At 68.8% G+C, this 26,323-nt stretch carries 21 protein-coding genes; 7 read left to right on the top strand and 14 right to left on the bottom strand.

Features of this window, described 5'->3' with window-relative positions:
• Nucleotides 1–34 precede the first annotated feature (34 nt).
• On the bottom strand, nt 35–1,756 hold the full coding sequence (gene ggt / locus KU887_RS18055) for a gamma-glutamyltransferase (RefSeq protein WP_011547886.1): 1,722 nt from the start codon (nt 1,754–1,756) through the stop codon (nt 35–37).
• Nucleotides 1,757–2,155: 399 nt separating this feature from the next.
• On the opposite strand from ggt, the gene KU887_RS18050 reads away from it, so the two are divergent.
• The 3 genes from KU887_RS18050 (at nt 2,156) to KU887_RS18040 (ending at nt 8,759) form a co-directional block, all read left to right on the top strand.
• Complete coding sequence (locus KU887_RS18050; RefSeq protein ID WP_258256963.1) at nt 2,156–2,680, top strand: metal-dependent hydrolase; 525 nt, start codon at nt 2,156–2,158, stop codon at nt 2,678–2,680.
• A gap of 212 nt (nt 2,681–2,892) precedes the next feature.
• Nucleotides 2,893–7,344, top strand: a complete 4,452-nt coding sequence (locus KU887_RS18045) for a DEAD/DEAH box helicase (RefSeq protein ID WP_258256962.1) — start codon at nt 2,893–2,895, stop codon at nt 7,342–7,344.
• A gap of 140 nt (nt 7,345–7,484) precedes the next feature.
• The gene (locus KU887_RS18040; RefSeq protein WP_006481679.1) at nt 7,485–8,759 is read left to right on the top strand and encodes an APC family permease; all 1,275 of its coding nucleotides are present in this window, start codon (nt 7,485–7,487) and stop codon (nt 8,757–8,759) included.
• A gap of 95 nt (nt 8,760–8,854) precedes the next feature.
• Here the strand turns inward: KU887_RS18040 and KU887_RS18035 are convergent, their stop codons facing one another.
• The 4 genes from KU887_RS18035 to KU887_RS18020 form a co-directional block, all read right to left on the bottom strand.
• Nucleotides 8,855–9,151 (bottom strand): XRE family transcriptional regulator, encoded by a 297-nt coding sequence (locus KU887_RS18035; protein ID WP_012493280.1) that lies wholly within the window; start codon nt 9,149–9,151, stop codon nt 8,855–8,857.
• Between the two features lie 74 nt (nt 9,152–9,225).
• The gene (locus KU887_RS18030) at nt 9,226–9,585 is read right to left on the bottom strand and encodes a type II toxin-antitoxin system RelE/ParE family toxin (RefSeq protein WP_006495023.1); all 360 of its coding nucleotides are present in this window, start codon (nt 9,583–9,585) and stop codon (nt 9,226–9,228) included.
• Between the two features lie 132 nt (nt 9,586–9,717).
• Nucleotides 9,718–10,704 carry a pca operon transcription factor PcaQ gene (gene pcaQ / locus KU887_RS18025; RefSeq protein WP_258256961.1) on the bottom strand — a complete coding sequence of 329 codons (987 nt, stop codon included), beginning with the start codon at nt 10,702–10,704 and terminating at the stop codon, nt 9,718–9,720.
• 77 nt (nt 10,705–10,781) lie between these two features.
• On the bottom strand, nt 10,782–11,519 hold the full coding sequence (locus tag KU887_RS18020) for a helix-turn-helix transcriptional regulator (protein WP_006481688.1): 738 nt from the start codon (nt 11,517–11,519) through the stop codon (nt 10,782–10,784).
• Nucleotides 11,520–11,639: 120 nt separating this feature from the next.
• On the opposite strand from KU887_RS18020, the gene KU887_RS18015 reads away from it, so the two are divergent.
• From KU887_RS18015 to pcaG, 3 genes are all read left to right on the top strand, one after another.
• The gene (locus KU887_RS18015; RefSeq protein ID WP_258256960.1) at nt 11,640–12,206 is read left to right on the top strand and encodes a YiiX/YebB-like N1pC/P60 family cysteine hydrolase; all 567 of its coding nucleotides are present in this window, start codon (nt 11,640–11,642) and stop codon (nt 12,204–12,206) included.
• A gap of 275 nt (nt 12,207–12,481) precedes the next feature.
• Nucleotides 12,482–13,189 carry a protocatechuate 3,4-dioxygenase subunit beta gene (pcaH, locus tag KU887_RS18010; RefSeq protein ID WP_006489685.1) on the top strand — a complete coding sequence of 236 codons (708 nt, stop codon included), beginning with the start codon at nt 12,482–12,484 and terminating at the stop codon, nt 13,187–13,189.
• A 3-nt stretch (nt 13,190–13,192) separates the two neighbouring features.
• Nucleotides 13,193–13,786: a protocatechuate 3,4-dioxygenase subunit alpha gene (pcaG, locus tag KU887_RS18005; protein WP_059723260.1), complete on the top strand. Its 594-nt coding sequence runs from the start codon at nt 13,193–13,195 to the stop codon at nt 13,784–13,786.
• A 467-nt stretch (nt 13,787–14,253) separates the two neighbouring features.
• On the opposite strand, the gene KU887_RS18000 is transcribed toward pcaG, so the two are convergent.
• From KU887_RS18000 to KU887_RS17960, 9 genes are all read right to left on the bottom strand, one after another.
• Entirely contained in the window at nt 14,254–15,033 is a 780-nt protein-coding gene (locus KU887_RS18000; RefSeq protein WP_006489688.1) for a helix-turn-helix domain-containing protein, read from the bottom strand.
• Nucleotides 15,034–15,226: 193 nt separating this feature from the next.
• Nucleotides 15,227–16,054 (bottom strand): M55 family metallopeptidase, encoded by an 828-nt coding sequence (locus KU887_RS17995; protein WP_048985809.1) that lies wholly within the window; start codon nt 16,052–16,054, stop codon nt 15,227–15,229.
• Nucleotides 16,051–17,133 carry a P1 family peptidase gene (locus KU887_RS17990; RefSeq protein ID WP_124675460.1) on the bottom strand — a complete coding sequence of 361 codons (1,083 nt, stop codon included), beginning with the start codon at nt 17,131–17,133 and terminating at the stop codon, nt 16,051–16,053. The genes KU887_RS17995 and KU887_RS17990 overlap by 4 nt, the downstream gene beginning before the upstream one ends.
• Nucleotides 17,133–18,026: a glutathione ABC transporter permease GsiD gene (gene gsiD, locus KU887_RS17985; RefSeq protein WP_006482629.1), complete on the bottom strand. Its 894-nt coding sequence runs from the start codon at nt 18,024–18,026 to the stop codon at nt 17,133–17,135. Before gsiD ends, KU887_RS17990 begins: the two co-directional genes overlap by 1 nt.
• Nucleotides 18,027–18,033: 7 nt before the next feature.
• Complete coding sequence (gene gsiC, locus KU887_RS17980; RefSeq protein WP_006482634.1) at nt 18,034–18,954, bottom strand: glutathione ABC transporter permease GsiC; 921 nt, start codon at nt 18,952–18,954, stop codon at nt 18,034–18,036.
• A 67-nt stretch (nt 18,955–19,021) separates the two neighbouring features.
• On the bottom strand, nt 19,022–20,584 hold the full coding sequence (gsiB, locus tag KU887_RS17975; RefSeq protein ID WP_006482639.1) for a glutathione ABC transporter substrate-binding protein GsiB: 1,563 nt from the start codon (nt 20,582–20,584) through the stop codon (nt 19,022–19,024).
• A gap of 102 nt (nt 20,585–20,686) precedes the next feature.
• Complete coding sequence (locus tag KU887_RS17970; protein ID WP_226245488.1) at nt 20,687–22,591, bottom strand: dipeptide ABC transporter ATP-binding protein; 1,905 nt, start codon at nt 22,589–22,591, stop codon at nt 20,687–20,689.
• A 25-nt stretch (nt 22,592–22,616) separates the two neighbouring features.
• A complete protein-coding gene (locus KU887_RS17965) occupies nt 22,617–23,615 on the bottom strand; it encodes an isoaspartyl peptidase/L-asparaginase family protein (RefSeq protein ID WP_006482631.1) in 999 nt (332 codons plus the stop codon).
• Nucleotides 23,612–24,556, bottom strand: coding sequence for a MurR/RpiR family transcriptional regulator (locus KU887_RS17960; protein ID WP_006482638.1), 945 nt, complete (start codon nt 24,554–24,556; stop codon nt 23,612–23,614). The genes KU887_RS17965 and KU887_RS17960 overlap by 4 nt, the downstream gene beginning before the upstream one ends.
• A 471-nt stretch (nt 24,557–25,027) precedes the next feature.
• Here KU887_RS17960 and KU887_RS17955 point away from each other — a divergent pair, with 471 nt between their 5' ends.
• A complete protein-coding gene (locus KU887_RS17955; RefSeq protein ID WP_034202459.1) occupies nt 25,028–26,299 on the top strand; it encodes an MFS transporter in 1,272 nt (423 codons plus the stop codon).
• The last annotated feature ends 24 nt before the right edge of the window (nt 26,300–26,323 follow it).

Here is a 26,323-nt window from a genome sequence, read left to right as displayed (position 1 = left end):
GTCGGCACGATCACTGCAACGGATCGTACACGAGTCAACGAATGATCCGCGTCACGCCCCGTCCGCGCGGATCGGCCATCGCCTCCGGCGTCTTGCCGTCGATCTTGATGACCTGGATGTCGCCGCTGAAATCCTGCCCCTTCAGCGTATAGCCGCGCGCCTCGATCTGCTTCGCGAGTTCGCCTTCGATCGGATGGTACGGCTCCCAGAAGATCGTGTTCGGCGGCAGCAGCTGGTGATGGAACCGCATCGCGCCGACCGCTTCCTTCAACGGCATCTTGAAGTCGTAGATGTTGTTGATCACCTGGAAGATCGACGTGAAGATGCGCGAGCCGCCCGGCGTGCCGATCACCAGCGACACCTTGCCGTCCTTCGTCATGATCGTCGGCGACATCGACGACAGCGGGCGCTTCTTCGGTTCGATCGCGTTCGCGTCGCTGCCGACCACGCCGAACATGTTCGCGACGCCCGGCTTCGCGGAGAAGTCGTCCATCTCGTCGTTCAGCACGATGCCCGTGCCGTCGGCGATCACGCCCGAGCCGAAATAGCCGTTGATCGTGTACGTGTTCGACACCGCGTTGCCCCACTTGTCGACCACCGAGAAGTGCGTCGTTTCGGCCTTCTCCGGCATCGTCGTGCCGAGGCCCGGCTGCACGCTCTTCGTGTCCGACGGCTCCTTCGGGTTGACCTCGGCCGCGCGCTTCGCGATGTACGCGTCGTCGGTCAGCTGCGCGATCGGCACCTTGTAGAAGTCGGGGTCGCCGAGATACTGCGCGCGATCGGCGAACACGCGCTTCTCGATTTCCGCGACGAGGTGGATGTACTGCGGCGAGTTGAGCTTCACGCCCTCGAAGTCCTGCTTCAGGTCGGCCTTCATCTTCAGCAACTGCACGAGACCGATGCCGCCCGAGCTCGGCGGCGGCGCGGTGATCACGTCATAGCCGTTCCACTTCGCCTGCACCGGCTGGCGCCACACCGCGCGGTACTGCGCGAGATCCTCGGTCGTGATCAGCCCGTTGCCGTCGCCCGTCTTCATCGATGCGGCGATCAGTTCGGCCGTCTTGCCCTTGTAGAAACCTTCGGCGCCGCCGTCCGCGATGCGCGTCAGCACGTCGGCGAGATCGGGCTGCTTGAAGTTCGCGCCGGCCTTCAGCCCGGAGAAGTACTTGTCGAAGTTGGTCTTGCCGCCGAACTCCTTCGACGCGTCGACGCCGCGCTGCGCCAGTTGCTCGTCGACGACGAAACCGTCGCGCGCATAGTGGATCGCCGGCGCGAGCACCTGCTTCCACTTCAGCTTGCCGAAGCGCTTCTGCGCTTCCCACATGCCCGCCACCGTGCCCGGCACGCCAACCGCGCGCGGGCCGTACAGGCTCATGCCCTTGACGACGTTGCCGTCCTTGTCGAGGTACATGTCCTTCGTCGCGGCGAGCGGCGCGCGCTCGCGGTAATCGATGAAGTACGGCTTGCCGTCCTTGTAGATCGTCATGAAGCCGCCGCCGCCGATGTTGCCGGCTTCCGGGTACGTGACGGCGAGCGTGAACGCGATCGCGACGGCCGCGTCGATCGCATTGCCGCCCTCCTTGAAGATCCGCTCCGCGGCATCCGCGCTGTACTTGTCGGCCACCGCCACCGCGGAACTCGTCAGGACCGCGGGCTGCGGCCCCTTCGCGTAAGCGGGCGCGTTCGGCAGGAAGCCGATGCCGGCCACCGTCGCCAGCACGGCAGCGGATGATTTGAAGCGATTCAGCGTAGTCATTGCATGTCCCCCATGTGGATCTCCTTCAGGCACGACGAGCACCTGATCCGTGGATGGCCGCTGGCGCGCCGACGACCATCTGCCGGCTTCGTAGTATAGGGGGACAAAAAGGGTCGAACACGCGACGGGCGACGAAAGCGTGGCGATTGTGTGCGCCCGGTCACGTTGCGGCGCCGCGACACGCACGCGGCTCGCTCGGCATCGCCCGCGGCGCGCGCCTTCGCGCACCGCACAAAAACCGAAAGTTGCGAACCGCGCGACGCGCCTCGCCGCCCGTGCAAAAAAATCTGCGAACGTCTCGCCCGCGGCATGGCCCGATCTGCGAAGATAGCGCCCCGCTAGCGCGCCGCATCATCGTTTCGTGCACGCGCCGCTTCACGTTTCTTCGTCTCGCTCCGTATGGCATCACACAACGCGCATCACGCATCCGGCTTCGCCGCCGGCGTCGCCGCCGCCGTCCTCGTCGCGCAAACCGGCGCCACCGGCCCGTGGCACTCGGGCATGCTCGCCGCGTTCGCGGCGGGCGTCGCGGGCGGCACCGCGCCCGACTGGCTCGAAGTCGCATGGTGGAGCCGCAAGCGCCGCCTGTGGATCACGCATCGCACCATCACGCACTGGGGCGTCGGCTGGGTCGCGCTGCTCTCGCTCGGGTGGCACGGGCTCACCCATCATCCGCATCCGCTGTGGGCCGCGCCGCTGTTCGGCTTCGCCTGCGGCGGCGTGATGCACCTGCTCGCCGACTGGCCGAATCCGCTCGGCGTACCGTGGATCTGGCGGCGCCACTCGCTGAACCTGTGGAACAGCGGGCATTGCGACCTGATCGTCGTGGCCGCCGCCTGGGGCGGCACGCTGTGGCTCGCGCAATCGCTGTGGTCGCGCGCGCCGCTGATCGAACAGTGGCTCGGCTGGCTGCATCGCGTCTAGTTGCAATTCGACGCAATTCCGTGCGCGATCGGCGTGCCGACGCGCACGCAACTTTCGGTCCATTGAAAGCGCGCAGCGAGCCCCCACCTGAGCGTGAATCGTCGGCACGCATGCCCGGCACGCACCCGCGACGTCTGGCACACTGACGATTCGATTCGCGTGCGATGCGTCCGCGCGCTCGCATCTCGCTCGCACCCTATTTCAACGCTCCGATGGACGTCACAGCTACCCGCCCTGCCGCCCGTGCGCTCGACGTGTTCCACCCGGCCGTCGCCGCGTGGTTCACGCGCACGTTTGCCGCGCCGACCGGCGCGCAGGCGCTCGCGTGGCCGCACATCAAGGCCGGCCGCTCCACGCTCGTCGCCGCGCCGACCGGCTCCGGCAAGACGCTCACCGCGTTCCTGTGCGCGCTCGACGATCTGGTGCGCGATGCGCTCGCGCACGACGGCACGCTGCCCGACGCGACGCTGGTCGTCTACGTGTCGCCGCTGAAGGCGCTGTCGAACGACATCCACGTGAACCTCGACGCGCCGCTCGCCGGCATCGCCGAATCCCTCGCGCAACTCGGCCTGCCGGTGCCGGCGATCCGCACCGCGGTGCGCACCGGCGACACGACGCAGGCCGAACGCGCCGCGCTGCGCAAGCGCGCGCCGCACATCCTCGTCACGACTCCCGAATCGCTGTACGTGCTGCTGTCGTCCACGTCGGGTCGCCAGATGCTGTCGAACGTGCGCTCGGTCATCGTCGACGAAATCCATGCGCTGGCGTCGTCCAAGCGCGGCAGCCATCTCGCGCTGTCGCTCGAACGCCTCGACGCATTGACCGGGCGCGCGCTGCCGCGCATCGGGCTGTCCGCCACGCAAAAGCCGATCGACGCGGTCGCGCGCTTCCTGGTCGGCGGGCCGGCCGACGCGCCGCGCGACTGCGCGGTCGTCGACACCGGCCACACGCGCGAGCGCGACCTCGCGCTGGAGCTGCCGAACGTGCCGCTCGAACCGGTGATGGCGACCGATGTGTGGGAACAGGTGTACGACCGCATCGCCGGGCTCGCGGCCGCGCATCGCACGACGCTGGTGTTCGTCAACACGCGCCGCACCGCCGAGCGCATGGCGCGCCATCTCGCCGACCGGCTCGGCAAGGACGCGATCGCCGCGCATCACGGCAGCCTGGCGAAGGAGCACCGCTTCGACGCCGAGCAGCGCCTGAAGCGCGGCGAACTGAAGCTGCTCGTCGCGACCGCGTCGCTCGAACTCGGCATCGACATCGGCGACGTCGATCTCGTCTGCCAGGTCGGCTCGCCGCGCGGCATCGCGCCGTTCCTGCAGCGCGTCGGCCGCTCGGGGCACCACGTCGGCGGCGTGCCGAAGGGGCGACTGTTTCCGCTGTCGCGCGACGAGCTGGTCGAATGCGCGGCGCTGCTCGATTGCGTGCAGCGTGGCGAACTCGATGCGCTACGGATTCCCGAAGCGCCGCTCGACGTGCTCGCGCAGCAGATCGTCGCCGAAGTCGCGTGCACGGAATGGCAGGAGGACGCGCTGTATGCAAGCTTCACGCGGGCCGCGCCGTACGCCCGGCTGACGCGCGAGCGCTTCGACGAAGTGATGAAGATGCTCGCCGAGGGGTTCACGAGCCGTCGCGGCGTGCGCGGCGCGTACCTGCACCGCGACGTGGTCGGCGGCACGGTGCGCGGCCGCCGCAACGCGATGATGACCGCCACCACGTCCGGCGGCACGATCCCCGACATGGCCGACTACGCGGTGCTGCTCGAACCGCAGGGTATCCAGGTCGGCACCGTCAACGAGGATTTCGCGATCGAGAGCCTGGCCGGCGACGTGTTCCAGCTCGGCAACCAGTCGTACCGGATCATTCGTGTCGAAACGGGCCGCGTGCGGGTCGAGGATGCGCAGGGGCAATCGCCGAGCATTCCGTTCTGGCTCGGCGAGGGGCTCGGGCGCAGCGACGAGCTGTCGGCGGCGGTCGGCCGGCTGCGCGCGCGGCTCGACGCGCTGTTCGCGGAAGGCGACCGACAGGTCGACAGCGGCGGGCACAAGCGTGCCGGCGGCAACACCGCGAGCAATACGCAAGCGCAAGCAGCAACCGCCACCGCGCTCGCCCCCGCCGACAGCCGCCTCGCGCCCGCGTTGCGCTGGCTCGTCGACGATCTCCACCTGTCGCCCGACGCCGCGCGCCAGATCGCCGACTACCTCGCGCGCACCCGCGCCGCGCTCGGCGCGTTGCCGACGCAGGACACGCTCGTGATGGAGCGTTTCTTCGACGAATCGGGCGGCACGCAGCTCGTGATCCATTCGCCGTTCGGCAGCCGGATCAATCGCGCATGGGGGCTCGCGCTGCGCAAGCGCTTCTGTCGCAACTTCAACTTCGAACTGCAGGCCGCCGCGACCGACGACGCGATCATCCTGTCGCTGTCGCTCGCGCACAGCTTCGCGCTCGACGAAGTGTGGCGCTACCTGCGTTCGGCCAGCGCCGAGCACGTGCTGATCCAGGCGCTGCTCGACGCGCCGATGTTCGGCGTGCGCTGGCGCTGGAACGCGACCACCGCGCTCGCGCTGCCGCGTTTCACCGGCGGCCGGCGCACCGCGCCGCAACTTCAGCGGATGAAAAGCGACGATCTGCTCGCGACGGTGTTCCCCGATCAGGTCGCGTGCCTCGAGAACATCGTCGGCGAACGCGAGATTCCGCATCATCCGCTCGTCGACCAGACGCTCGACGATTGCCTGCACGACGCGATGGACACCGACGGCTGGCTCGCGCTGCTGCGCCGGATCGAAAGCGGCGCGATCGAGCTCATCGCGCGCGACTTGCCCGCGCCGTCGCCGCTCGCGGCCGAGATCCTCAACGCGAAACCCTACGCGTTCCTCGACGACGCGCCGCTCGAGGAGCGCCGCACGCAGGCCGTGCAGTCGCGCCGCTGGAGCGATCCCGAATCGGCCGACGATCTCGGCGCGCTCGACGTCGACGCGATCGACGCGGTGCGCGACGAAGCGTGGCCGCTCGTGCGCGACGCCGACGAAATGCACGATGCGCTGCTCACCCTCGCCTGCGTCGCCGACAGCGAGGCGCACGCGCACGCAGGCTGGCCCGAGCGACTCGCGGAACTCGCGGAACGCCGTCGCGCGACGAAACTCGCGACGCCGGGCGGCGCCGCGCTGTGGGTACCGGTCGAACGGCTCGTCTGCCTGCGCGCGCTGCATCCCGACGCCCGCATGACACCCGCGCTCAAGGTGCCGGCGGCATGCGCGCAGCCGTGGGAAGCCGATGCCGCACTCGTCGACGTGATCCGCGCGCGGCTCACCGGCTTCGGGCCGCTCACGCTCGATGCGATCGCCGCGCCGCTCGGCCTGCCGCCCGCGTCGATCGCGACGGCGCTCGCGGCGCTGGAGCGCGAAGGCTACGTGATGCGCGGTCGCTTCACGCCCGGCGCGGCCACGGACGAATGGTGCGAACGCCACCTGCTCGCACGCATTCATCGCTATACGGTGAAGCGGCTGCGCCGCGAGATCGAGCCGGTCGAACGCGCCGATTTCATGCGCTTCCTGTTCCACTGGCAGCACCTGACACCCGACACGCGCGGCACCGGCCGCGACGCGCTGGCCGCCGTGGTCGAACAGCTCGAAGGCTACGAGGCGGCGGCAAGCGCATGGGAAGCCGCGCTGCTGCCCGCGCGGCTCACCGACTACACGGCGGGTGGCCTCGACGAGCTGTGCCGCTCGGGCAAGCTGGTGTGGACCCGCATCGGCGCACCGGCCCGCGCGGCCGGCACACCCGTGAAGACGACGCCGATCGTGCTGCTGCCGCGCCGCCATCTTTCCGCGTGGCACGCGCTGCGCGACCCCGATGCGCAACCGGCGCTGTCCGCACGCGCCACGCAAGTGCGCGACGCGCTCGCCGCGCACGGCGCGATGTTCTTCGATGCCCTGCTCGACGAGCTACACATGCTGCCCGTCGAGCTCGAACAGGCGCTCGGCGAACTCGTGTCGGCCGGCCTCGTGAATGCGGACAGCTACGCGGGCCTGCGCGCGCTGCTGAAGCCGGCCGTCAAGCGCAGCGCGACCTATGCGCCCCGCACGCGACGCGGCGGCGCGCTGATCGGCGGGATGGACGATGCCGGCCGCTGGGCGCTCGTGCAGCGTCAGGCACCGTCGGACGACGACGCGCCCGCGCCGAAACGCGGCCTCGCCACGACCGATTCCGACGCGCTCGAACATATCGTGTGGACGCTGCTGCGCCGCTACGGCGTCGTGTTCTGGCGGTTGCTCGAACGCGAAGCCGACTGGCTGCCGAGCTGGCGCGAACTCGTGCGCGTGCTGCAGCGCCTCGAAGCACGCGGCGAGATTCGCGGCGGCCGCTTCGTCGCCGGGCTCGCGGGCGAGCAGTTCGCGCTGCCCGAGGCCATTCCGATCCTGCGTGAACTGCGACGGCAACCGGGCGATGGACAATACGTGTGCGTGACGGGCGCCGACCCGCTGAATCTCGCCGGCACGCTGCTGCCCGGCGACAAGGTGCCGGCGCTGGCCGGCAATCGCGTGCTGTTTCGCGACGGCGTGCCCGTCGCGTCGCTGGTATCGGGTACGTTCCACTACGCAGCCGACCTGTCGCCCGCCGCGCGCGAGGACGCACGGCTGCGGCTCGCGCGTTCCTGCTGACATCGGCTGACAGCCACGCGGCACCAGACTACTGAACGCGGGGCCGCGCGGTCGTCATCGTTCGGGTAGCATCGAACGATCGACCGCGCGGGCTTGCGCGCGTCGTCCATACAGAACAAGTTTTCCGGAGACTGCCGCTCATGCCTTCGCATGCCGATTCGCCCGCTGCCCATCACGCGGGTTCGCTGACCATTTTCCAGGGCGCCGCGCTCTATATCGGCGCGGTGCTCGGCACCGGCGTGATCGCGTTGCCCGCGCTCGCCGCCGAAGTCGCGGGGCCGGCCTCGCTGCTCGCGTGGGCGGCGCTCGTCGTGCTGTCCGGGCCGCTCGCGGCCACCTTCGCCGCACTCGGCGCCCGCTATCCCGATGCGGGCGGTGTGTCCACCTACGCGCGGCGCGCATTCGGCCCGAAGGCTGCGGCCATCGTCGGCTGGTGCTTCTATTTCGCGGTGCCGGCCGGCGCGCCGGCTGCCGCGATGTTCGGCGGCGCATACGTCGCAGCCGTCACGGGCGGCGGACACACGACGATCATTGTCACGGCCGCCGCGCTGATCGCGACCGTGTCGGCCGCGAATGCATTCGGCGTCACTGTGTCGGGCCGCATGCAGCTCGTGTTGTCGGTGCTGCTCGTCGCGCTGCTGCTCGCCGCGGTGCTTGCGTCGGCCCCGCATGCGCGCACCGCGAACCTGCATCCGTTCGCCCCGCACGGCTGGCTCGCGGTCGGCCAGGCCGCCGCGCTGCTCGTGTGGAGCTTCGCCGGCTGGGAAGCGATCACACATCTCGCCGCCGAATTCCGCCGGCCCGCACACGACATGCCGCGTTCGGCCGGCATCGCGGTCGTGGTCGTCGGGTTCCTGTATCTGTCGGTCGCCGCCGCGAGCGTGACGGTGCTCGGGCCTTCCGCGGGCGCATCGGGCGCGCCGCTCGCCGAACTGATCGCGGGCGGCATCGGCGGCCATGCGCAGGTGTTGGCGGCGGCTGCCGCGCTGCTGCTCACGCTCGGCACGATGAACGCGTATTTCGCGGGCGCGGCCAAACTCGGCGCGGCGCTTGGCCGCGATGGCGCGTTGCCTGCGTGGCTCGCGCAAGGCAGCCAGGTGGGCGGCGTGCCGCGCCGCAGCCTCGGCGTGATCGCCGTGCTCGCGGCCGTCGCGCTGGCCGCCACGGCGCTGTCGGACGTCGGGCCGAAGCCGCTCGTGCTCGTCACGTCCGGCTGTTTCGTGATGGTGTACGGGCTGGGCGCGGCGGCCGCGCTGAAGCTGCTGCCGCGCGGCGGCATCGCGTACCGCTGCGCATGGATTTCGCTCATTGCGGTGGCCGGGCTGTTCGTGACGACCGGCTGGTATTTCCTGTGCCCGCTGCTGCTCGCGGGCGGCGCGTTGCTTTACCTGCAGGTCACCGGCGCGCGTCGATGACCCGGCATGCGCACGCGGGCCGGCACCGGCCCGCTCGCCGCCCCGCCGCGTGAACAATCACGTCGCTCCGTCCGCGCGCCATTCGTTCGCGCCGGTCAGGCCGGCACCAGCTCGAAACTGAGCCGCTTGCCGAGCGCGGCGGCCGCGCTCGCGAGCGTCGCCAGCGTGAGGCTCGTGTCGGTTTCGTCGAGCAGACGGTTGAGCGCGGCGCGGCTGGTTTTCATCCGCGCGGCCATCGCCGTTTTCGTGATCTGCTGCGCCTTCATTTCCTGCCCGATCTGCCACGCGATCACGCGCTTGATCGCGGTGGCGGTGGCTGCTTCGAGATTGCCGTCCGCTTCGAGGAAAGCGTCGAAATCGCTGCCGATATACGGATTGTTCGTGGTCGTCATGTCGTACTCCAGGTGCATGGCGTTGCCGGCTGCCCGACCGTCGAAGACGGTGTGCTCCAGCGTAACCGGGGAATTCAGATGGCGCGCGTCAGCGTTTTCAGGCGCGCGACGGTGACGTCGAGATCGTCCGACGGCGTGGCCCGCGACTGCTTGAAGAAGCCGTGCAGCAGCACCATCGTGTCGCCGACGACCGTGAACAGCACGCGTGCGCTTCGCCCCGGCACCGTCACGCGGATCTCCCACAGATCCTTCGCCATCTTCCGGACCAGCGGCATGCCGAGCGGCCAGCCGAGTTGAACGGTCTTGATCTCTTCGCCGATCGCCCTTCGCTCCACTCCCCCGAGCGCGTTGAGCCATTCGCGCACCGGCTCGTGGCCGCGGGCCGTCCGGAAGAACCGCACGCCGAGCGTGACCTGAATCTGCTGTCTCGCCATCGTCTTGTCGCCAATCGTATCAAAAACGGTACGATATGCCAAGCACCCGATGACGGCTACTGACCGGATGGCCAGTCCCGCAGCAAGAAAGAGAAAGGAGATCGGGTCCGGCGCATCGCCAGGCCCGATGGATCAACGCTTGCCGCGAGCAGGCTTGCGCGCCGTGCGTGGTGCCCGGTGCGGGCGCGCATCGCCGAACCGCGACCGAGCGATGTCGCGCACCGCGTCGATCAGCGTCCGCGCGACCGGCGACGGCTGCGCATCGGTACGCAGCACGAGCCCGACCGGCTCGTCGGTGCCCGCCGACGGCAGCGGCAGGCGCGCCAGCGCACCGGCCGACAGATCGTATTCGGCGGCATAGAGCGGCACGAACCAGACCGCGTCGTTCTCGAGCGCCAGCGCGCGCGCAACCGATACCGACAGCACCTCGATGAACGAATCCAGCGGCGGCGCGCCGCATGCGCCGAGCAGTTGCTCGGCCGACTGGCGGATCAACGTGCCGAACGGCGGCAGCACGACCGGATAGCGCGCCAGCTCGGCGGCCGGCGCCACGCTCGCGAGCAGCGGATGCCCGGCGCGCACGACCGCGACGAGCGGCTCGTTGTACAACTGCTCGAACGCGAGCCCGATCATTCGCTCCGGCTCCGACAGCCGGCCGATCGCGCATTCGATGGCCCCGGATTTCAGACGCTTGAGCAACTCGGCGTTCGCGGCCGTCGCGATCCGCACGACGATACGCGGCCAGCGCGCGGTCAACGCCTTCATCAAGGCCGGCGCAAGCGAGGCCGCGACGGTCGGCAGCATGCCGATTTCCAGCGTCGCGGCGGCGGCCCCGCCCTCGCGCGCCAGCAGCCCGACGCCCTGACGCAGCGCCAGCACGCACGCATTCGCGTGCGGCATGAACAGTTGCGCTTCGCGGGTCGGCTGCGCGCCGTGCCGGCCGCGCTCGAACAGCTTCACGCCGAGGATCGCCTCCAGCTCGGCGATCGTCTTCGACACGGCCGGTTGCGTGATCGACAGGCTTTCGGCCGCCTTCTGCACGCCGCCCAGCTGCGCGACCGCGAGAAAACACTGCAGGTGCCGGAATTTGACACGGCCGTCGGCGATACGGTTATTCATAACGGGTGGTTATGCGAATGACGATGAATCGCCATTTTGCATAACTTTCCGGAAAGGCCCAAGCGTTCGGGACGACGTCACCCGTGGCGCCGCAGCGCGTGAAATCCGGTCGGCTCCCAGATCCGTTTCGCGATCAGCAGGGCCGTGCCGTGCTTCTGCCCGAGCGGCGCGGACGACGACTCGGCATGCAGCGCCGCGGCCTTGCTGGCGAGCCGCCGCAGTTCCTGTTCGAGCTCGGCGGCGGCCGCGTCGGTCAGCATCCCCTGCAGGAACGTCATCGTCTCGCCCGGGCCGTCGAAGCGGCTGCCGAGAAAGTCGTCGAGCACGTGCGCATGGAAGTAGCGGCGAATCGGGCCACCCGGCAGCCAGTCGAAATCGCGCGCGACGCGCACGCGAATCCGGTCGCCGGGCAACAGCGCGATCACGTTCATCCGGTCGAGCATCAGCAGATATTTCACGCACTCGGCCTGCGTAAGCCGATAGGCCGACACGATGTCCTGCACGGTCCAGTAGTTGATCGCGCAGACGGCGACGAGCAGCAGTTTCTCGTCCGACACGAGCAACGCCTCCTGCGCCTCGGTCAGCACGCGCAGGCGCGGCGCGGACGCCGACGCTTCCTGCACGAGCTCGGCGAGCGTATAGCCGAGCAGTTGCGCGATCTCCGCGACGCGCTCCAGCGTGAAGCGGCCGCTCGCGAACAGCCGCTTCACGCTCGTCTCGGAGACGTCGAGCGCACGCGCGACGTCCCGGTAAGTCATTCCCTGCGCCTTCAGCTGGCGCTTCAGCGTTTCGATGAGTTGGGCAGTCTCGGTCATGTTGGTATCGAAAAATGATGCTCGTGGTCGGATATTAGGCTACTCGCGTATCCGCATCAGCACTTTTGGATACTTGTCTGCATAATCCGCTCCGTCCTGTCATGCAACGACGGAGCCGAAATGACCGCCCGAATCGACACAGCCGCCTGCGAACCGCACCACGCCGCCCCGCGCGATGCACGCGCCACCGATCGCACGATGCCGCTCGCCACCGTACGCACGCTGGCGGCCGGCGCCCACGTCGGCGATCTCGTGTTCATCCGCGAGCGAGCCGGTGCACCGGATGCCGCGACGGGCGCGGCCGGCGCATGGGCCAACCGCTTCGGCATCGTCGTCGATACGTCGGGCGACGAACCGGCGATCGCGGAGTCGACGGCGTTCGGATGGACGACGCTCACGCCGCTGTCGCGTTTCGTCGCCCGGACCGGCGGCGGACGCATCGCCCTGGCGCGCCGCGTCGCGGCGGCATCGGCCGACGCGCAACGCCACGTCCACGCGCTGGCCGAACGGCGAATCGATGCGCTGCTCGGCAGTCGCTTCAACCTGCGCGCGCGGCGCGGTTTCTGCGCGCAGTACGTGGCCGAGGTGCTCGGCGCCGGCCACGCGGCGACACCGTCGGCCCTGCTGCGCAGCGGCACGCTGGCGCTCGAATTCGACGGGATCGTGTTCGACGCCCGTCAGTCATGACGACGGGCACGCTCGGGGAGACCGGATAACAACGAGAACAAAAGAAAAAACAGCGACGGGCTGGCTGGAGGGCCGTGCACGGGGTCGTCACCGACGACGCGAAGCCCGATCGTTTTTTCCGCCGGACAGGCTTCCTGTCCGGCGGAATTTTCATTGCCGGGACGAACATAACGAACGGTTATGCGATTCGCGAAAAAAGGTCATTTTGCATAACTTTCCGGATTGGCTAAAGTCGTGGCCATCCACTTCGCGAAATACCTATCAGGAGACGCCCGATGGATTCCCCCACGATCCTCACGCCGCGCGACTGGCCGTCGCATCCGGCCTATGTCCACCCCGAGTACCGTTCGTCCGTGAAACGCGGCCCGACCCGCCCGCTGATCCCGCTGAAGGAGAAGTTGCGCGACCAGTACGCGCCCGTCTACGGCGCGGAAGATCTCGGCGCGCTCGACCACGATCTGACGAAGAACGCTGTGAAGAACGGCGAGCCGCTCGGCGAGCGGATGGTCGTCACCGGCCGCGTGCTCGACGAAGGCGGCAAGCCTGTGCGCAACACGCTCGTCGAGGTGTGGCAGGCCAATGCGGCCGGCCGCTACGTGCACAAGGTCGACCAGCACGACGCGCCGCTCGACCCGAACTTCCTCGGCGCCGGCCGTTGCCTGACCGACGACGAAGGCCGCTACCGCTTCCTGACGATCAAGCCCGGCGCGTATCCGTGGGGCAACCATCCGAACGCGTGGCGCCCGAATCACATCCACTTCTCGCTGTTCGGCGATTACTTCGGCTCGCGTCTCGTCACGCAGATGTATTTCCCCGGCGATCCGCTGCTCGCGTACGACCCGATCTTCCAGGGCACGCCGGAAGCCGCGCGCGATCGGCTGATCTCGCGCTTCTCGATGGACATCACCGAAGAAGGCTATGCGCTCGGCTACGAATTCGACATCGTGCTGCGCGGCCGCGACGCCACCCCGATGGAGCGCTGAACCATGACGACGCTGAAGCAAACCCCTTCGCAGACGGTCGGCCCGTACTTCGCGTACGGCCTGTGCCCGCAGCAATACGACTACGACCTGAAAAGCCTGTTCACGCCGACGATCGCCGCGGCGCACGCCGAAGGCGAGCATGTGCTGCTGGTCGGGCAGGTGTTCGACGGCGACAACAACGTGGTCGGTGACGCGGTGCTCGAATTCACGCAGGTGGACGGCGCGGGCCGCTACCCCGCGTCGCGCGACGACATCGCGACATCCGGCTTCACGGGCTTCGCGCGGGTCGGCACGGGCACCGACCCGCAGCAGCGCTTCGTCGTCGAGACGGTGAAGCCGGGCCGCGTCGCCGCCGACGAGGCGCCGCACATCAACGTGACCGTGATGATGCGCGGCATCCTCACCCATGCGTTCACCCGCGTGTACTTCGACGACGAAGCCGCCGCGAACGCGGTCGACCCCGTGCTCAACGCGGTGCCGGCCGAGCGCCGCGCGACGCTCGTCGCGAAACGCGATGCGCAGCCGGGCCGCCCGGTCGTCTACCGCTTCGACATCCGCATGCAGGGGCCGGAAGAAACCGTGTTCTTCGACGTTTGACGCACGCGCCGGCGCTTGCCGGCTCCGTGCACCGGGTACAACCGCATCGCCGTGTGGCGCGATCCCGACAGGCATCGCGCCACACGGCGTTTTTGATGCGCCGTCGCGATCATTCGATGGTGCGCCGCATCGTGACCGACGCGGCTGCGGATGATTGCCCCATCGGCTTTCCGCCCCGATATCGAACGCGCGATTGAAACGCGTGCTGCAACAGCACATCAATCATGGGGCCGACACGATATCGTTTGCGCGTTATACGGCGTATGCTTCGTTATCCGCAACACACCGGCATGATTAAATCGTAAGAAGAAACAATTGCATGCGTCATGCGCGACGCTGCCCAGCCGGCGGCCCGCGCATTTTTTCAGACAGAGTGCCTTTAAACGCGTCTGGCCGAAGGTGGCGGACGCGTATTTTTTTGGCGCGGCGGCCCGCGTACCAGCAGAGCTTGCGGCGGGTCGCGGCGCCTAGCGACGCATCTCCAGATAGCGGCTCGGCGTATCGCCCAGGATGCGGCGAAACGCCGACGTGAACGCACTCGCGCTCGCGTAGCCGAGATCGAGCGCGACGCGCGTCACCGGCTGCCCGTCGGTCAGGCGGGCAATCGCCGCGAGCATGCACACCTGCTGGCGCCATGCGGCGAAACTCACGCCCGTCTGCGCGCGGAACTGCCGCGTGAACGTGCGGCGGCTCACGCCCGCGTCGGCCGCGACCCGGTCGAGATCGGCGTCGATCGACGGCGCCGCGAACAGGTGGCGGCACACCTTCGCCAGCCGTGCGTCGGCCGGCAGCGGCGCATGCAGCGACAGGCGCGGCATCGTCGCGATTTCCGCGACCAGCAGATCCATCAGCTTGCCCGCGCGGCCGTCGACGTCGTACATCGCCGGCAGGTCGACCGCATCGTCGAGCAGTTGCCGCAGCAGCGGCGACACGCCATATACGCCGCACTGGGCCGGCAGGCCGGCCGCCTGCGCGGCATCGATGGATACGAACGCGTTGAGCATCGTGACCGGCCCGGCCATCGTCATTTCGTGCCGCACGCCGGCCGGCACCCAGCACGCGCGCTGCGGCGGCACCAGCCAGCGCCCGTGCGGCGTCGACACGCTGATCGTGCCGCGCGACGCGAACGCGAATTGCCCGCGCACGTGCGCGTGATCCGGAAACGTCGTGCCCGCCGCGAAGTCGTTGGCGAGCACGACCACGCTCCGGGGAATGTGTTCGTAGGGATCTAGCAGCGTATTTCTCACGGCTCGAATTCCATCATCAATGATCCGATATCAAAGGCCGGTTACCTTCGAATGATCCACGATCCGCTCCACGTCCGGTCAACACACCCCGCTCGCGCTGGCCGCGACGATGGAAGCATTCCCGCTCGCCGCGACGGCCCGCCCGACCGCGTCGCGCTCGGCCGCGCGCCGGCGCATATCGTCACGGCACGCGTCAACGCAGCATGAACGACATCGCCGACAGGCTGTTCAGCGTGCGCACCACATGCTCGACCGACGGCCCGTCGAAACGCAGCGTCACCGCATCGACGCGCTCGAGCGACGGCAGCACGCAGAACAGGTCGGCGAGCGCGGCCGTCTGCACGCGCAGCGTGCACGCAGCCGGTGCCGGTCGATGCGCGCCGGCGCGCACGCCGGCCGACAGCGCCCGCGCGACCGTTTCGCGCGCGGCGGTCGCGATCCGCGCACACGAGGCGGCGGGCGTCAGCGTCTCGCCGCTCGACGCGCCGCCGGCCGTCTTGACCGTCTCGAAACGCGCGTCCGGAAACAGCGACTGCGTTTCGTCGGCGAATACGTCGTCGCCGGTCGCGAGCGCGACATGCGCGCCGTATTCGCGCGCCAGCGCGCCGTACAGGCCGGCCTCGCCGAGCTCGACGCCATTCAGCCACACCTGTGTGAACGCAAAGCTGTTGATCGTGTGCGCGAGCACGCCACGCGTCTGCGATTTCGCGTGATAGCCGATCATGAACACGAGATCGGGCTGCTGTTCGAGGCCCGCCATCATCCCGAGCAGGCGCGGCTTGCCGAGCACGACGCGTGCGCGCGCATCGAGTCCGTCGGGCAGCAGGTTGCGAAAGCCGCCATGCGAATCGTTGACCCAGACGGCCTGCGCACCGCCCGCGAACGCGCCTTCGATCGCCGCGTTCGCCTCGGCGGTCATCCAGCGGCGCGCGCGTTCGTATTCCGGATTGCCGGCGCGCGTCTGCTCGACGGCGAATACGCCGGCGACACCCTCGATGTCGGTCGAGATCAGGATCTTCATGACTGGGTCGAACGTCCTTCGTTATCTTCGTTGAACAGCCGGTCGAGATCGGGCACCGCGTCGCGCAGCGCTTGCCGCACGTGGCCGTCGCGCCCGGCGACCGTCACCGCCTGCAGCAAGGCGTCGGCGATCGCGTGTTCGACGCTTTCGGCCGCGGCCATGAACAGCGGATCGAGCGCCGCATCCGCGACGAGGGCCGGCAGCGCGATCGTCGACGCGTCGTGCGTGATCGTGTAGGCGGTCGAGAACGCGAGCGCGATGTCGCCGCTGCCATGCCCGTAGACGGAGCCCGTACGGGCCAGCCCCGCCCCCGCGCGACGCGCGAGCCGCGACAGCTGCCGCGCGTCGAGCGGCGCATCGGTGGCCAGCAACAGGATGATCGAGCCCTGCTCGGGCGGCGCCTGGTGGGCCGCTTCGGCCGCGCGCCGTTGCGCGACGATGCGCCCGAGCGGCACGCCGCCGAGCGTCAGCATCGGCAGCCGGCCGAAATTCGCGAGCACGAGCGCGCCGACCGTATAGGGGCGGCCGGCCGCGACGGCCACGCGCGACGCCGAACCGATCCCGCCTTTCAGGTCGAAGCACGACATCCCGCGTCCGGCGCCGACCGCGCCGCGGACGACGTCGCGCGACGCCGCGCGGCACGCGTCGTCGTAATGCGCGGCGGTGACCGCGAACGCCTGGATGTCGTTCAGGTAACCGTCGTTGCACTCGAACACGAGCGGATTGACGGTCGACCAGTCTCGGCCGGTCCGCGGATTCGCCGCGATCGCCGCGCGGATCTGCGCCTGGGCGACCGCGCCGACGCCGAACGTGTTGGTCAGCGCGATCGGCGTGTCGAGCGTGCCGAGTTCGTCGACCTGCACGAGCCCGACGCTCTTGCCGAAACCGTTGATCACGGCGGCCCCCGCCGGCACCTTGCTGCGGTACACGTCGCCCGGATGCGGCTTCACGACGGTCACGCCCGTCTGCACGTTGCCGGCATCCAGCGTGCAATGGCCGACCGTCACCCCCGGCACGTCGGCGATCGTGCCGCGCGGCCCGGCCGGCAGCGTCGCCGTCCACATCGGTGCAGCCCGCATCAACGGCGCTCCAGCTTCGGGTCGAGCGCGTCGCGCAGCCCGTCGCCGAGCAGGTTGAACGCGAGCACGGTCAGGAAGATCGCGAGACTCGGGAACACCGCGATGTGCGGCGCCGTCACCATGTCCGCGCGCGCCTCGTTGAGCATCGCGCCCCACTCCGGCGTCGGCGGCTGCGCGCCGAGCCCGAGGAACGACAGGCTCGCGGCGGTGATGATCGACGTGCCGATCCGCATCGTGAAGTAGACGACGACCGACGACACGGTGCCCGGCAGGATGTGCCGCATGATGATCGTCCAGTCGGACGCGCCGATGCTGCGCGCGGCCTCGACGTAGGTCATGTGCTTGAGCATCAGCGTGTTGCCGCGCACGAGCCGCGCGAACGCCGGGATGCTGAAGATCGCGACCGCGCAGATCACGTTGACCATCCCGTTGCCGAGGATCGCGACCACGCCGATCGCGAGCAGGATGCCCGGGAACGCGAACAGCACGTCGGCGATGCGCATCGTGATGCGGTCCCACCAGCCTTCGTAGTAGCCGGCGAGCAGCCCGAAGAACGTGCCGATCACCGCGCCGAGCGCCACCGAGAAGAAGCCGGCCGCGAGCGAGATGCGCGTGCCCGCGACGATCCGGCTGAAGATGTCGCGGCCGAGCGAATCGACGCCGAACCAGTGCACGGCCGACGGCCCCGCGTTCAGCGCGTCGTAGTCGAAATAGTTCTCCGGATCGAACGGCACGATGTGCGGGCCGACGAACGCCAGCACGACGAGCGCCAGCACGAAGCCGCCCGCGACGAGCGCGACGGTCTGCTTGCGGAATTTGCGCCAGAATTCGCGCCACGGCGTGCGGATCGCGGTCGGTGCGGCCGGCGCCGCGGTCTGGACAGTCGCGTTCATGCGCGCCTCACTTGAACCGGATGGTCGGGTTGATGACCGCGTACAGCACGTCGACGGTCAGGTTGATCAGGATGAATTCCAGCGAGAACAGCAGCACGATCGCCTGGATCACCGGGTAGTCGCGCATCGTCACCGCGTCGACGAGCAGGCGGCCGAGCCCCGGCCAGTTGAACACGACCTCGACGACGATCGAGCCGCCGAGCAGGAAGCCGAACTGCAGCCCCATCATCGTGACGACCGGGATCATCGCGTTGCGCAGGCAGTGCTTGAGCACGACCATCGGCTCGTGCACGCCCTTCGCGCGTGCGGTGCGCACGAAGTCCTCGTTCAGCACCTCGACGAACGATGCGCGCGTGAAACGCGCCATCACGGCCGCGACCGCCGCGCCGAGCGTCAGCGACGGCAGCACGTAGCTCTTCCACGAGCCGTCCGGCACGACCGGCAGCCAGCCGAGCTTCACCGAGAACACTTCCATCAGCAGCATGCCGAGCGCGAACGCGGGAAACGAGATGCCCGACACCGCGATCGTCATCCCGAGGCGATCGGGCCAGCGATTGCGCCAGACCGCCGACGCGATCCCGATCGCCATGCCGAGCAGCGTCGACCACACCATGCTGACGAGCGTCAGCATCAGCGTCGGCATGAAGCGTTCGCCGATCTCGGTCGAGACCGGCCGCTTGCTGCGCGTCGACATGCCGAAATCGCCGTGCGCGATCTTCGTGAAGAAATTCGCGAACTGCGCGGGCAGCGGCCGGTCGAGCCCGAGATCGGCGCGCACCAGCGCGACCGTCGCGTCGTCGGCTTCGGGGCCGGCCGCGAGCCGCGCCGGGTCGCCCGGCAGCAGGTGCACGAACAGGAACACCAGCACCGCGACGATCGCGAGCGTGGGCAGCAGGCCGAACAGGCGTTTGACGAGGAAATTCAGCATGGGACACCGATCGAATCAGCGCACCGGCGGCTCGCGCCGCCGGCACTGCGTGGCGGGCAAACCGCCGTCATTTCAGCGAGATCTCGTCGAAGTTGAACGAGCCGTCCGGCATCACGTACGCGCCCTGCAACCGCTTGCTGCGCGCATACACGATCTTCTCCTGCACGAGGAAGATCCACGGCGCATCGGCCCAGATCTGCTTCTGCGCGTCGGCGTAGAGCTCGGCCTTCTTCGTGCGGTCGACCGTCTCGAGCGCCTTCGTCAGGTCGCCGTCGACCGTGTCGTTCTTGTAGTACGCGGTGTTGACGAGCTTCGGCGGCGCCGACGCGCCGGCCAGCAGCGGCGTGATCGCCCAGTTCGCCTCGCCCGTCGACGACGACCAGCCGATGTAGTACATCCGCACCGGTGCCTTCGCCGGATCCGGCGCGCTCTCGACCTTCGCGACGCGCTCGCCGGCTTCCAGCGCCTGCACCTGCACCTTCACGCCGACCTGCGCGAGCTGCTGCTGCACGAACTGGATCGCCTTCTGCGACGTCGAGTTGTTATAGGCGGACCACAGCGTCGTCTCGAAACCGTTCGGATAGCCGGCTTCCTTCAGCAGCGCACGCGCCTTCGCCGGATCGTACGGCCAGGGGCCGAGCTTCGTCGCGTAATCGACGCCCTGCGGCACCACGCCGGTCGATGGCGTCGCGAAGCCGGAGAACGCGACCTTCGCGAGCGCTTCCTTGTTCACCGCGTAGTTCAGCGCCTGGCGCACCTTCGGGTTGTCGAACGGCTTCTGCAGCATGTTCAGCGAGACGTAGCGCTGCACGATCGACGGCCGCTCGACGACGTCGACCTTCGCGTTGCCCTTCAGGTCGGCCGCCTGCTCGAACGGAATGCGGAACGCGAAATCGGCTTCGCCCGTCTTCATCAGCGCCGCGCGCGTGTTGTTGTCGACCACCGGCTTCCAGTCGATCGCGTCGATCTTCGGATAGCCCTTCTTCCAGTAGCCGGCGAACTTCTTCACCTTCAGGTCGTCGGTCTGCTTCCATTCGACGAACTCGAACGGCCCGGTGCCGACCGGATGCAGCGCGATGTCGCGGCCCCACTTCTTCAGCGCGGCCGGCGAGATCATCACGGCCGACGGGTGCGCGAGCGTGTTGATGAACGCCGAGAACGGCTCGCGCAACGTGACCTTCACCGTGGTCGGATCGACGACCTCGGTCTTCTCGATCACGCGGAACATGTTGTAGCGCTTCAGGTGGTTCGCGGGATCGGTCACGCGGTCGAAGTTGGCCTTCACGGCCGCCGCGTTGAAATCGGTGCCGTCGTGGAACTTCACGCCCGGGCGCAGCTTGATCGTGTACGTCTTCGCGTCGGGGCTGGCCTCGTAGCCGGTCGCGAGCACGTTGACGAGCTTCATGTCCTTGTCGAAGCCGAACAGCCCCTGGTAGAACGACTTGACGACGGCCTGCGACACGGTGTCGTTCGCGTCGTACGGGTCCATCGTCGTGAAGGTCGAATCCACCGCCATCACCGCGGTCTGCTGCGCGAACGCGGGCAGCGCGGCCGACAGCGCGAACGCGCCGGCGAGCGCGACGAAGCAGGCGCGCGGACGAAACATCGGAAACGGATGCTGCTGGGTCATTTTGCTGGGCTCCTATCGGTGAATCGGTGACGCCTCACGGGCGTTTCGGTTTCGACTGCCTGCTGATTCGCGCGCCGTCATCGCGGCGCACGACTCCACCACTCAATACGCGCCGCCGACGCGATGCGTCGCGACGTAATGATCGGGACCGACCGCGACGAGCGGCGCGACGACCGGCTCGTCGCCGACCGCGCGGATCGGGCTCGGAATCTCGTCCGCCGCGAGCTGGCGCGGCGCATGCCGGCGCGCGGGATCGGCGACCGGCACCGCGCTCATCAGCTTCTTCGTATACGGATGCTGCGGCGCCTCGAACACCGCGCGGCGCGGGCCGATCTCGACGATCTGGCCCAGATACATCACCGCGACGCGATGGCTGACGCGCTCGACCACCGCCATGTCGTGCGAGATGAACAGGTACGCGACGCCGAGCTCGCGCTGCAGGTCGAGCATCAGGTTGACGATCTGCGCCTGCACCGACACGTCGAGCGCCGACACCGACTCGTCGGCGATCACGACCTTCGGGTTCAGCGCGAGCGCACGCGCGATCGCGATCCGCTGGCGCTGGCCGCCCGAGAATTCGTGCGGATAGCGGCGCGCGGCTTCCGGCGGCAGGCCGACCTTGTCGAGCAGCCAGTCGACGCGCGCCTGCGCCTCGGCGCCGCTCGCGACGCCGTGCACGAGCAGCGGCTCCATGATCGAGAAGCCGACGGTCAGGCGCGGGTTCAGCGAGGCGAACGGGTCCTGGAAGATGAACTGGATGTTGCGGCGCAGCGCCTGCAGGTCCGGGCCCTTCAGCGCGCTGATGTCGCGGCCGTCGAATTCGATCGAGCCGCTTTGCGATTCGACGAGGCGCAACAGCGAACGACCGGTGGTCGACTTGCCGCAGCCCGATTCGCCGACGAGCGCGAGCGTCTCGCCCGCGCGCAACTCGAAGCTCACGCGCTCGACCGCATGCACGTATTGCGACACGCGGCCGAACACGCCGCTCTTCACCGGAAAGCGCGTGACGAGATCGCGCACGCGCAGGATCGGCGGCGCGGCGTGATCGACGAGCGGCTGCGCGTCGTTCGCGGCGGATGCCGTGGTCGGGGCCGGCGCCGTCGCGCTGGTGCCGTCCACCTTCAGCAGCGGGAATTTCTCGGGGGCGTCGGTGCCCTGCATCGAGCCGAGCCGCGGCACGGCCGCGAGCAGCGCGCGCGTGTAGCGATGCGCGGGCGTCGCGAAGATGCGGTCCGACCCGCCCTCCTCGACCTTCTCGCCGCGGTACATCACGAGCACGCGGTCGGCGACTTCGGCCACCACGCCCATGTCGTGCGTGATGAAGATCACGCCCATGTTCATTTCGTCCTGCAGCCCGCGCACCAGTTGCAGGATCTGCGCCTGGATCGTCACGTCGAGCGCGGTCGTCGGCTCGTCGGCGATCAGCAGCGCGGGCCGGCACGACAGCGCCATCGCGATCATCACGCGCTGCCGCATCCCGCCCGACAACTGGTGCGGATAGCGCGCGAACACGCGGCGCGCTTCCGGGATGCGCACCAGATCGAGCAGCCGCAGCGCTTCCGCGCGCGCTTCGGCCGTGCCCTTCGACTGGTGCAGCGCGATCGCCTCGCTGATCTGGTCGCCGACGGTGAACACCGGGTTCAGCGACGTCATTGGCTCCTGGAAGATCATCGCGATGTCCGCGCCGCGGATGCCGCGCATCGTCGCGGCACTCGCCTGCGCGAGATCGACCAACGCGCCGCCACGGCGCCGGAACGCGATCCGTCCGCTCGTGATCTCGCCGCCGCCGTGCTCGACGAGGCGCATCAGCGCGAGCGACGTGACCGACTTGCCCGAGCCCGATTCGCCGACGATCGCGAGCGTCTCGCCGCGATCGACGTGAAACGACACGTTGCGCACCGCGTCGAACGTCGCGCCTTCGCGGCGGAACGTGACCGACAGGTCGTCGACGGCCACCACGCGCTGCTCGGGCAGCGCCAGCGGCGACGGGTTACGGCTCGAAGTCATGCGTGTCTCCTCGTGCGATCCGGAATCAGGCCGCGTCGTCGCGGTAGATGCCGACGACCGGCGCTTCACCGACGCGCGCGTAGCCGCGGTACATCCCTTCGGTGTTGAACGGCATCGCGACGTTGCCCTGTGCGTCGACCGCGATGATCCCGCCGCGGCCCGCGAGACGCGGCAGCTTGTTCATCACGACGTCGTGCGCGGCGTCGGCGAGCGACGCGCCGCGATACGCGATCTGCGCGGCGACGTCGTAGGCCGTCGCGAGCCGCATGAACATCTCGCCGGTGCCCGTCGACGAGACCGCGCAGGTCGCGTCGTCCGCGTAGCAGCCGGCGCCGATGATCGGCGAATCGCCGACGCGCCCCGGCTGCTTGTTCGTGATGCCGCCCGTCGACGTCGCCGCCGCGATGTGGCCGTTCAGGTCGCACGCGACCGCGCCGACCGTGCCGTGCTTGCGGTCCGGATCGAGCGGCTCGGCCGGCTGCGGCTGTTGCTGCGACTGGCCGAACACGAACGTCGCCGCATCGTGATCGAGCATCGCGCCGGCCGCCGCGCGCGCCTTCACCCACTGCGCATGCCGCGATTCGGTGTCGAAGTAGCCGGGTTCCGCGAGTTCGAGCCCCTGCGCGGCGGCGAACGCATCGGCGCCCGCGCCGGCGAACAGCACGTGCTCGCTCGCCTCCATCACGCGCCGCGCGGCGAGCACCGGGTTGCGCACGCGGGTCGCGCAGCAGATCGCGCCGGCGCCGAGCGTCGCGCCGTCCATGACCGCCGCGTCGAGTTCGTGCTTGCCTTCGGCCGTATACACGGCGCCGCGCCCGGCGTTGAACAGCGGGCAGTCCTCGAGCATCCGCACCGCGACGGTGACGGCGTCGAGCGCGCTGCCGCCATCGGCCAGCACGCGCTGCGCGGCCTGCAGGATCGCGGTGAGTTCGGCGCGGTACCGACGTTCGGTGTCGGTATCCATCGCTTCGCGCAGGATCGTGCCTGCGCCGCCGTGAATCGCGACGATCGCGGGTGAAGTCATGATTTTTTCGGACGTGGGGAAGAAGGGTTGGTGGCCGGCAGCGCCGCTTGCGGCTGCACGAGCCACGGCAGCAGGAATTCGGTCATCTCGGCGGCGGATTTCGCGGACCGGTGCGTGCGCAGCGCGACCGCATCGATCAGCGCCTCGATCATCGTCAGCACGGCGGCTTCCGACGTGGCCGCGAAACGCCGTTCGGCCTTGACGTACAGGTTCAGCGACGCGATCGGCGCGAGCGGCGATTGCGGGCCGTCGGAGATGCCGAGCACGCGCGCCCCGCGCGCCGCCGCGCGACGGGCCAGCTCGATCGTGTCCTTCACGTAGCGCGGAAACGCGAGCGCGATCACGAGATCGCGCGAATCGGCCGTGTACAGGCGCCGCGCCGCGTGCGACGGGCCGCCGAGCAGCGCGAGCGACTGCACGCTGTCATGGCAGACGGACAGTCCGTGCTCCATCAGGCCGGTGAGAAACGCGCTCGACCCGGCGCCGAGAATCAGCACGCGCCGCGCGCCGACGATCGCCTCGACCGCCGCCTCGACATCGGCCGCGTCCAGTTGCGCACGCGTGTTCTCGATGTTGGCGGCAGCCTGGTCGAATACCGCGTCGATCCACGCGGCGCCGCGCACGCCGGACTCCTGCTCCTGCGCGGAACGCAGCCGTTCGACCGGTCCGAGCGTGGCCTCGAAGCCGCGCACGAGCGCCGCGCGCATCGCCGGATAGCCGTCGAAACCGAGCGCCTTCGCGAAGCGGTTCGCGGTCGCGATCGATGCATTCACGGCCTGCGCGAGCTCGTCGATCCGCATCGTCGCCGCGCGAAACGGGTTCGCGAGCACGAACTCGCCCATGCGCCGGTGAATCGGCGTCATCAACGGCATCGCCGACGCGATCCGCTCGGCGATCGCGGGTTCGTCGTGACTGACATCGTGCGGAACGAGAGGCGTCATGCGAAGGGTCGTTGCAAGGTGGATGAAAATCAATTTACACAATCTATCTCGAAAAAAGAAATAAATTTTCATCAGGGTTGTCACGCCCCGCCGGGTGTCCATCGACCGTCCGGAAGATCGCCCGGCCCCGCCGCACGGGCCTCTGGCGGCCGAGCGCCGGGTGTCGCCGCTCATCGGCTTGCCGTCCGCCATCGGGAAAACCCCGAGCAGGTTCGTTCGAATGCAGATTCACGTTGACCGGATTCGCATTCGAACATAGGATGTTCGAAAATGATCAGTCGTCAGATAACATTGCAGTTTGATGACGGCGGAATGTTCGCTCGAACACCGTGATTTCGATATAAACCGGGTAAAACCGGCGCGCATCAAGATCGGACATCGTACGAATAAACGAAACGAGCCATCTCGAATGGATGGCCCTCACGGACCGGGCAGGCGCCGCGCGCCCGCCCTGCCTGACAGGAGACAGCAGTGAAGACAGTCAAGGCGTTGCGCTGGTGGATCATCGTGCTCGTGTGTCTCGGCACGATCCTCAACTACCTCGCACGGAATTCCCTCGCGGTGCTCGCGCCCGAACTCAAGCAGGTGTTCGCGATCTCGACGCAGCAGTACTCGTACATCGTCGGCGCGTTCCAGATCGGCTACACGATCATGCAGCCGGTATGCGGGTTCATCGTCGATCTGATCGGGCTGCGGCTCGGGTTCGCGCTGTTCGCGATGCTGTGGTCGGTGGTCGGCGTCGCGCACGGCTTCGCGTCGGGCTGGCTGTCGCTCGGCATCCTGCGCGGCTTGCTGGGCCTGTTCGAGGCCGCCGCGATTCCATCGGGGATGAAGGCCGTCGCCGAGTGGTTTCCCGATCGCGAGAAATCCGTCGCGGTCGGCTACTTCAACGCGGGCACGTCGCTCGGCGCCGCGATCGCGCCGCCGCTCGTCGTGTTCCTGTCGATGCGGTTCGGCTGGCAGGCCGCGTTCATGGCCACCGGCGCGCTCGGGTTCGTGTGGGCCGCGCTGTGGTACACGCAGTACCGTTCGCCGGCCGCTCATCCGCGCATCACGCCGCAGGAGCGCACGCTGATCCGCGACGGCCAGGCCACGATGCCGCCCGTGTCGACGCGCCGCATCCGCGACGTCGTCACCGCCCGGCGCTTCTGGGCCATCGCGCTGCCGCGCTTCTTCGCGGAACCCGCGTGGCAAACTTTCAGCTTCTGGATTCCGCTGTACCTCGCGACCGAGCGCCACATGCCGCTCACGCAGATCGCGGTGTTCGCGTGGATGCCGTTTCTCGCGGCCGACCTGGGCGGCATCGCGGGCGGCTACCTGTCGCCCTACCTCGCGAATCGCTTCAGGCTGCCGCTCGTGTGGTCGCGCGTCGCGGGCGTCGCGCTCGGCGCGCTGCTGATGCTCGGGCCGGCGATGATCGGGCTCGCGTCGTCGCCGTACACCGCGATCGCACTCTTCTGCGTCGGCGGCTTCGCGCACCAGATGATCTCCGCGCTCGTCAACACGCTGTCGGCCGACGTGTTCGACCCCGAGGAAGTCGGCACGGCGAGCGGCTTCGCCGGGATGGCCGCGTGGATCGGCGGCCTCGGCTTCTCGCTGCTGGTCGGCGCGCTCGCCGACAAGATCGGCTATGCGCCGCTGTTCGCGTGCCTCGGCCTGTTCGACATCATCGGCGTCACGCTGCTCGCGGTGCTGATCCGCGGCCAGTCGAAGCAGGAACGCCTGCTCGCGCAGCACGCCTGATCTCCGCCTTTACCAGGAATCGCA

Source organism: Burkholderia sp. EMB26 (assembly GCF_024730645.1).
Taxonomy (GTDB): Bacteria; Pseudomonadota; Gammaproteobacteria; order Burkholderiales; family Burkholderiaceae; genus Burkholderia; species Burkholderia cenocepacia.
The sequence above is the reverse complement of the archived record's forward strand: the minus strand, read 5'-3'. Positions and strand labels throughout refer to the sequence as shown.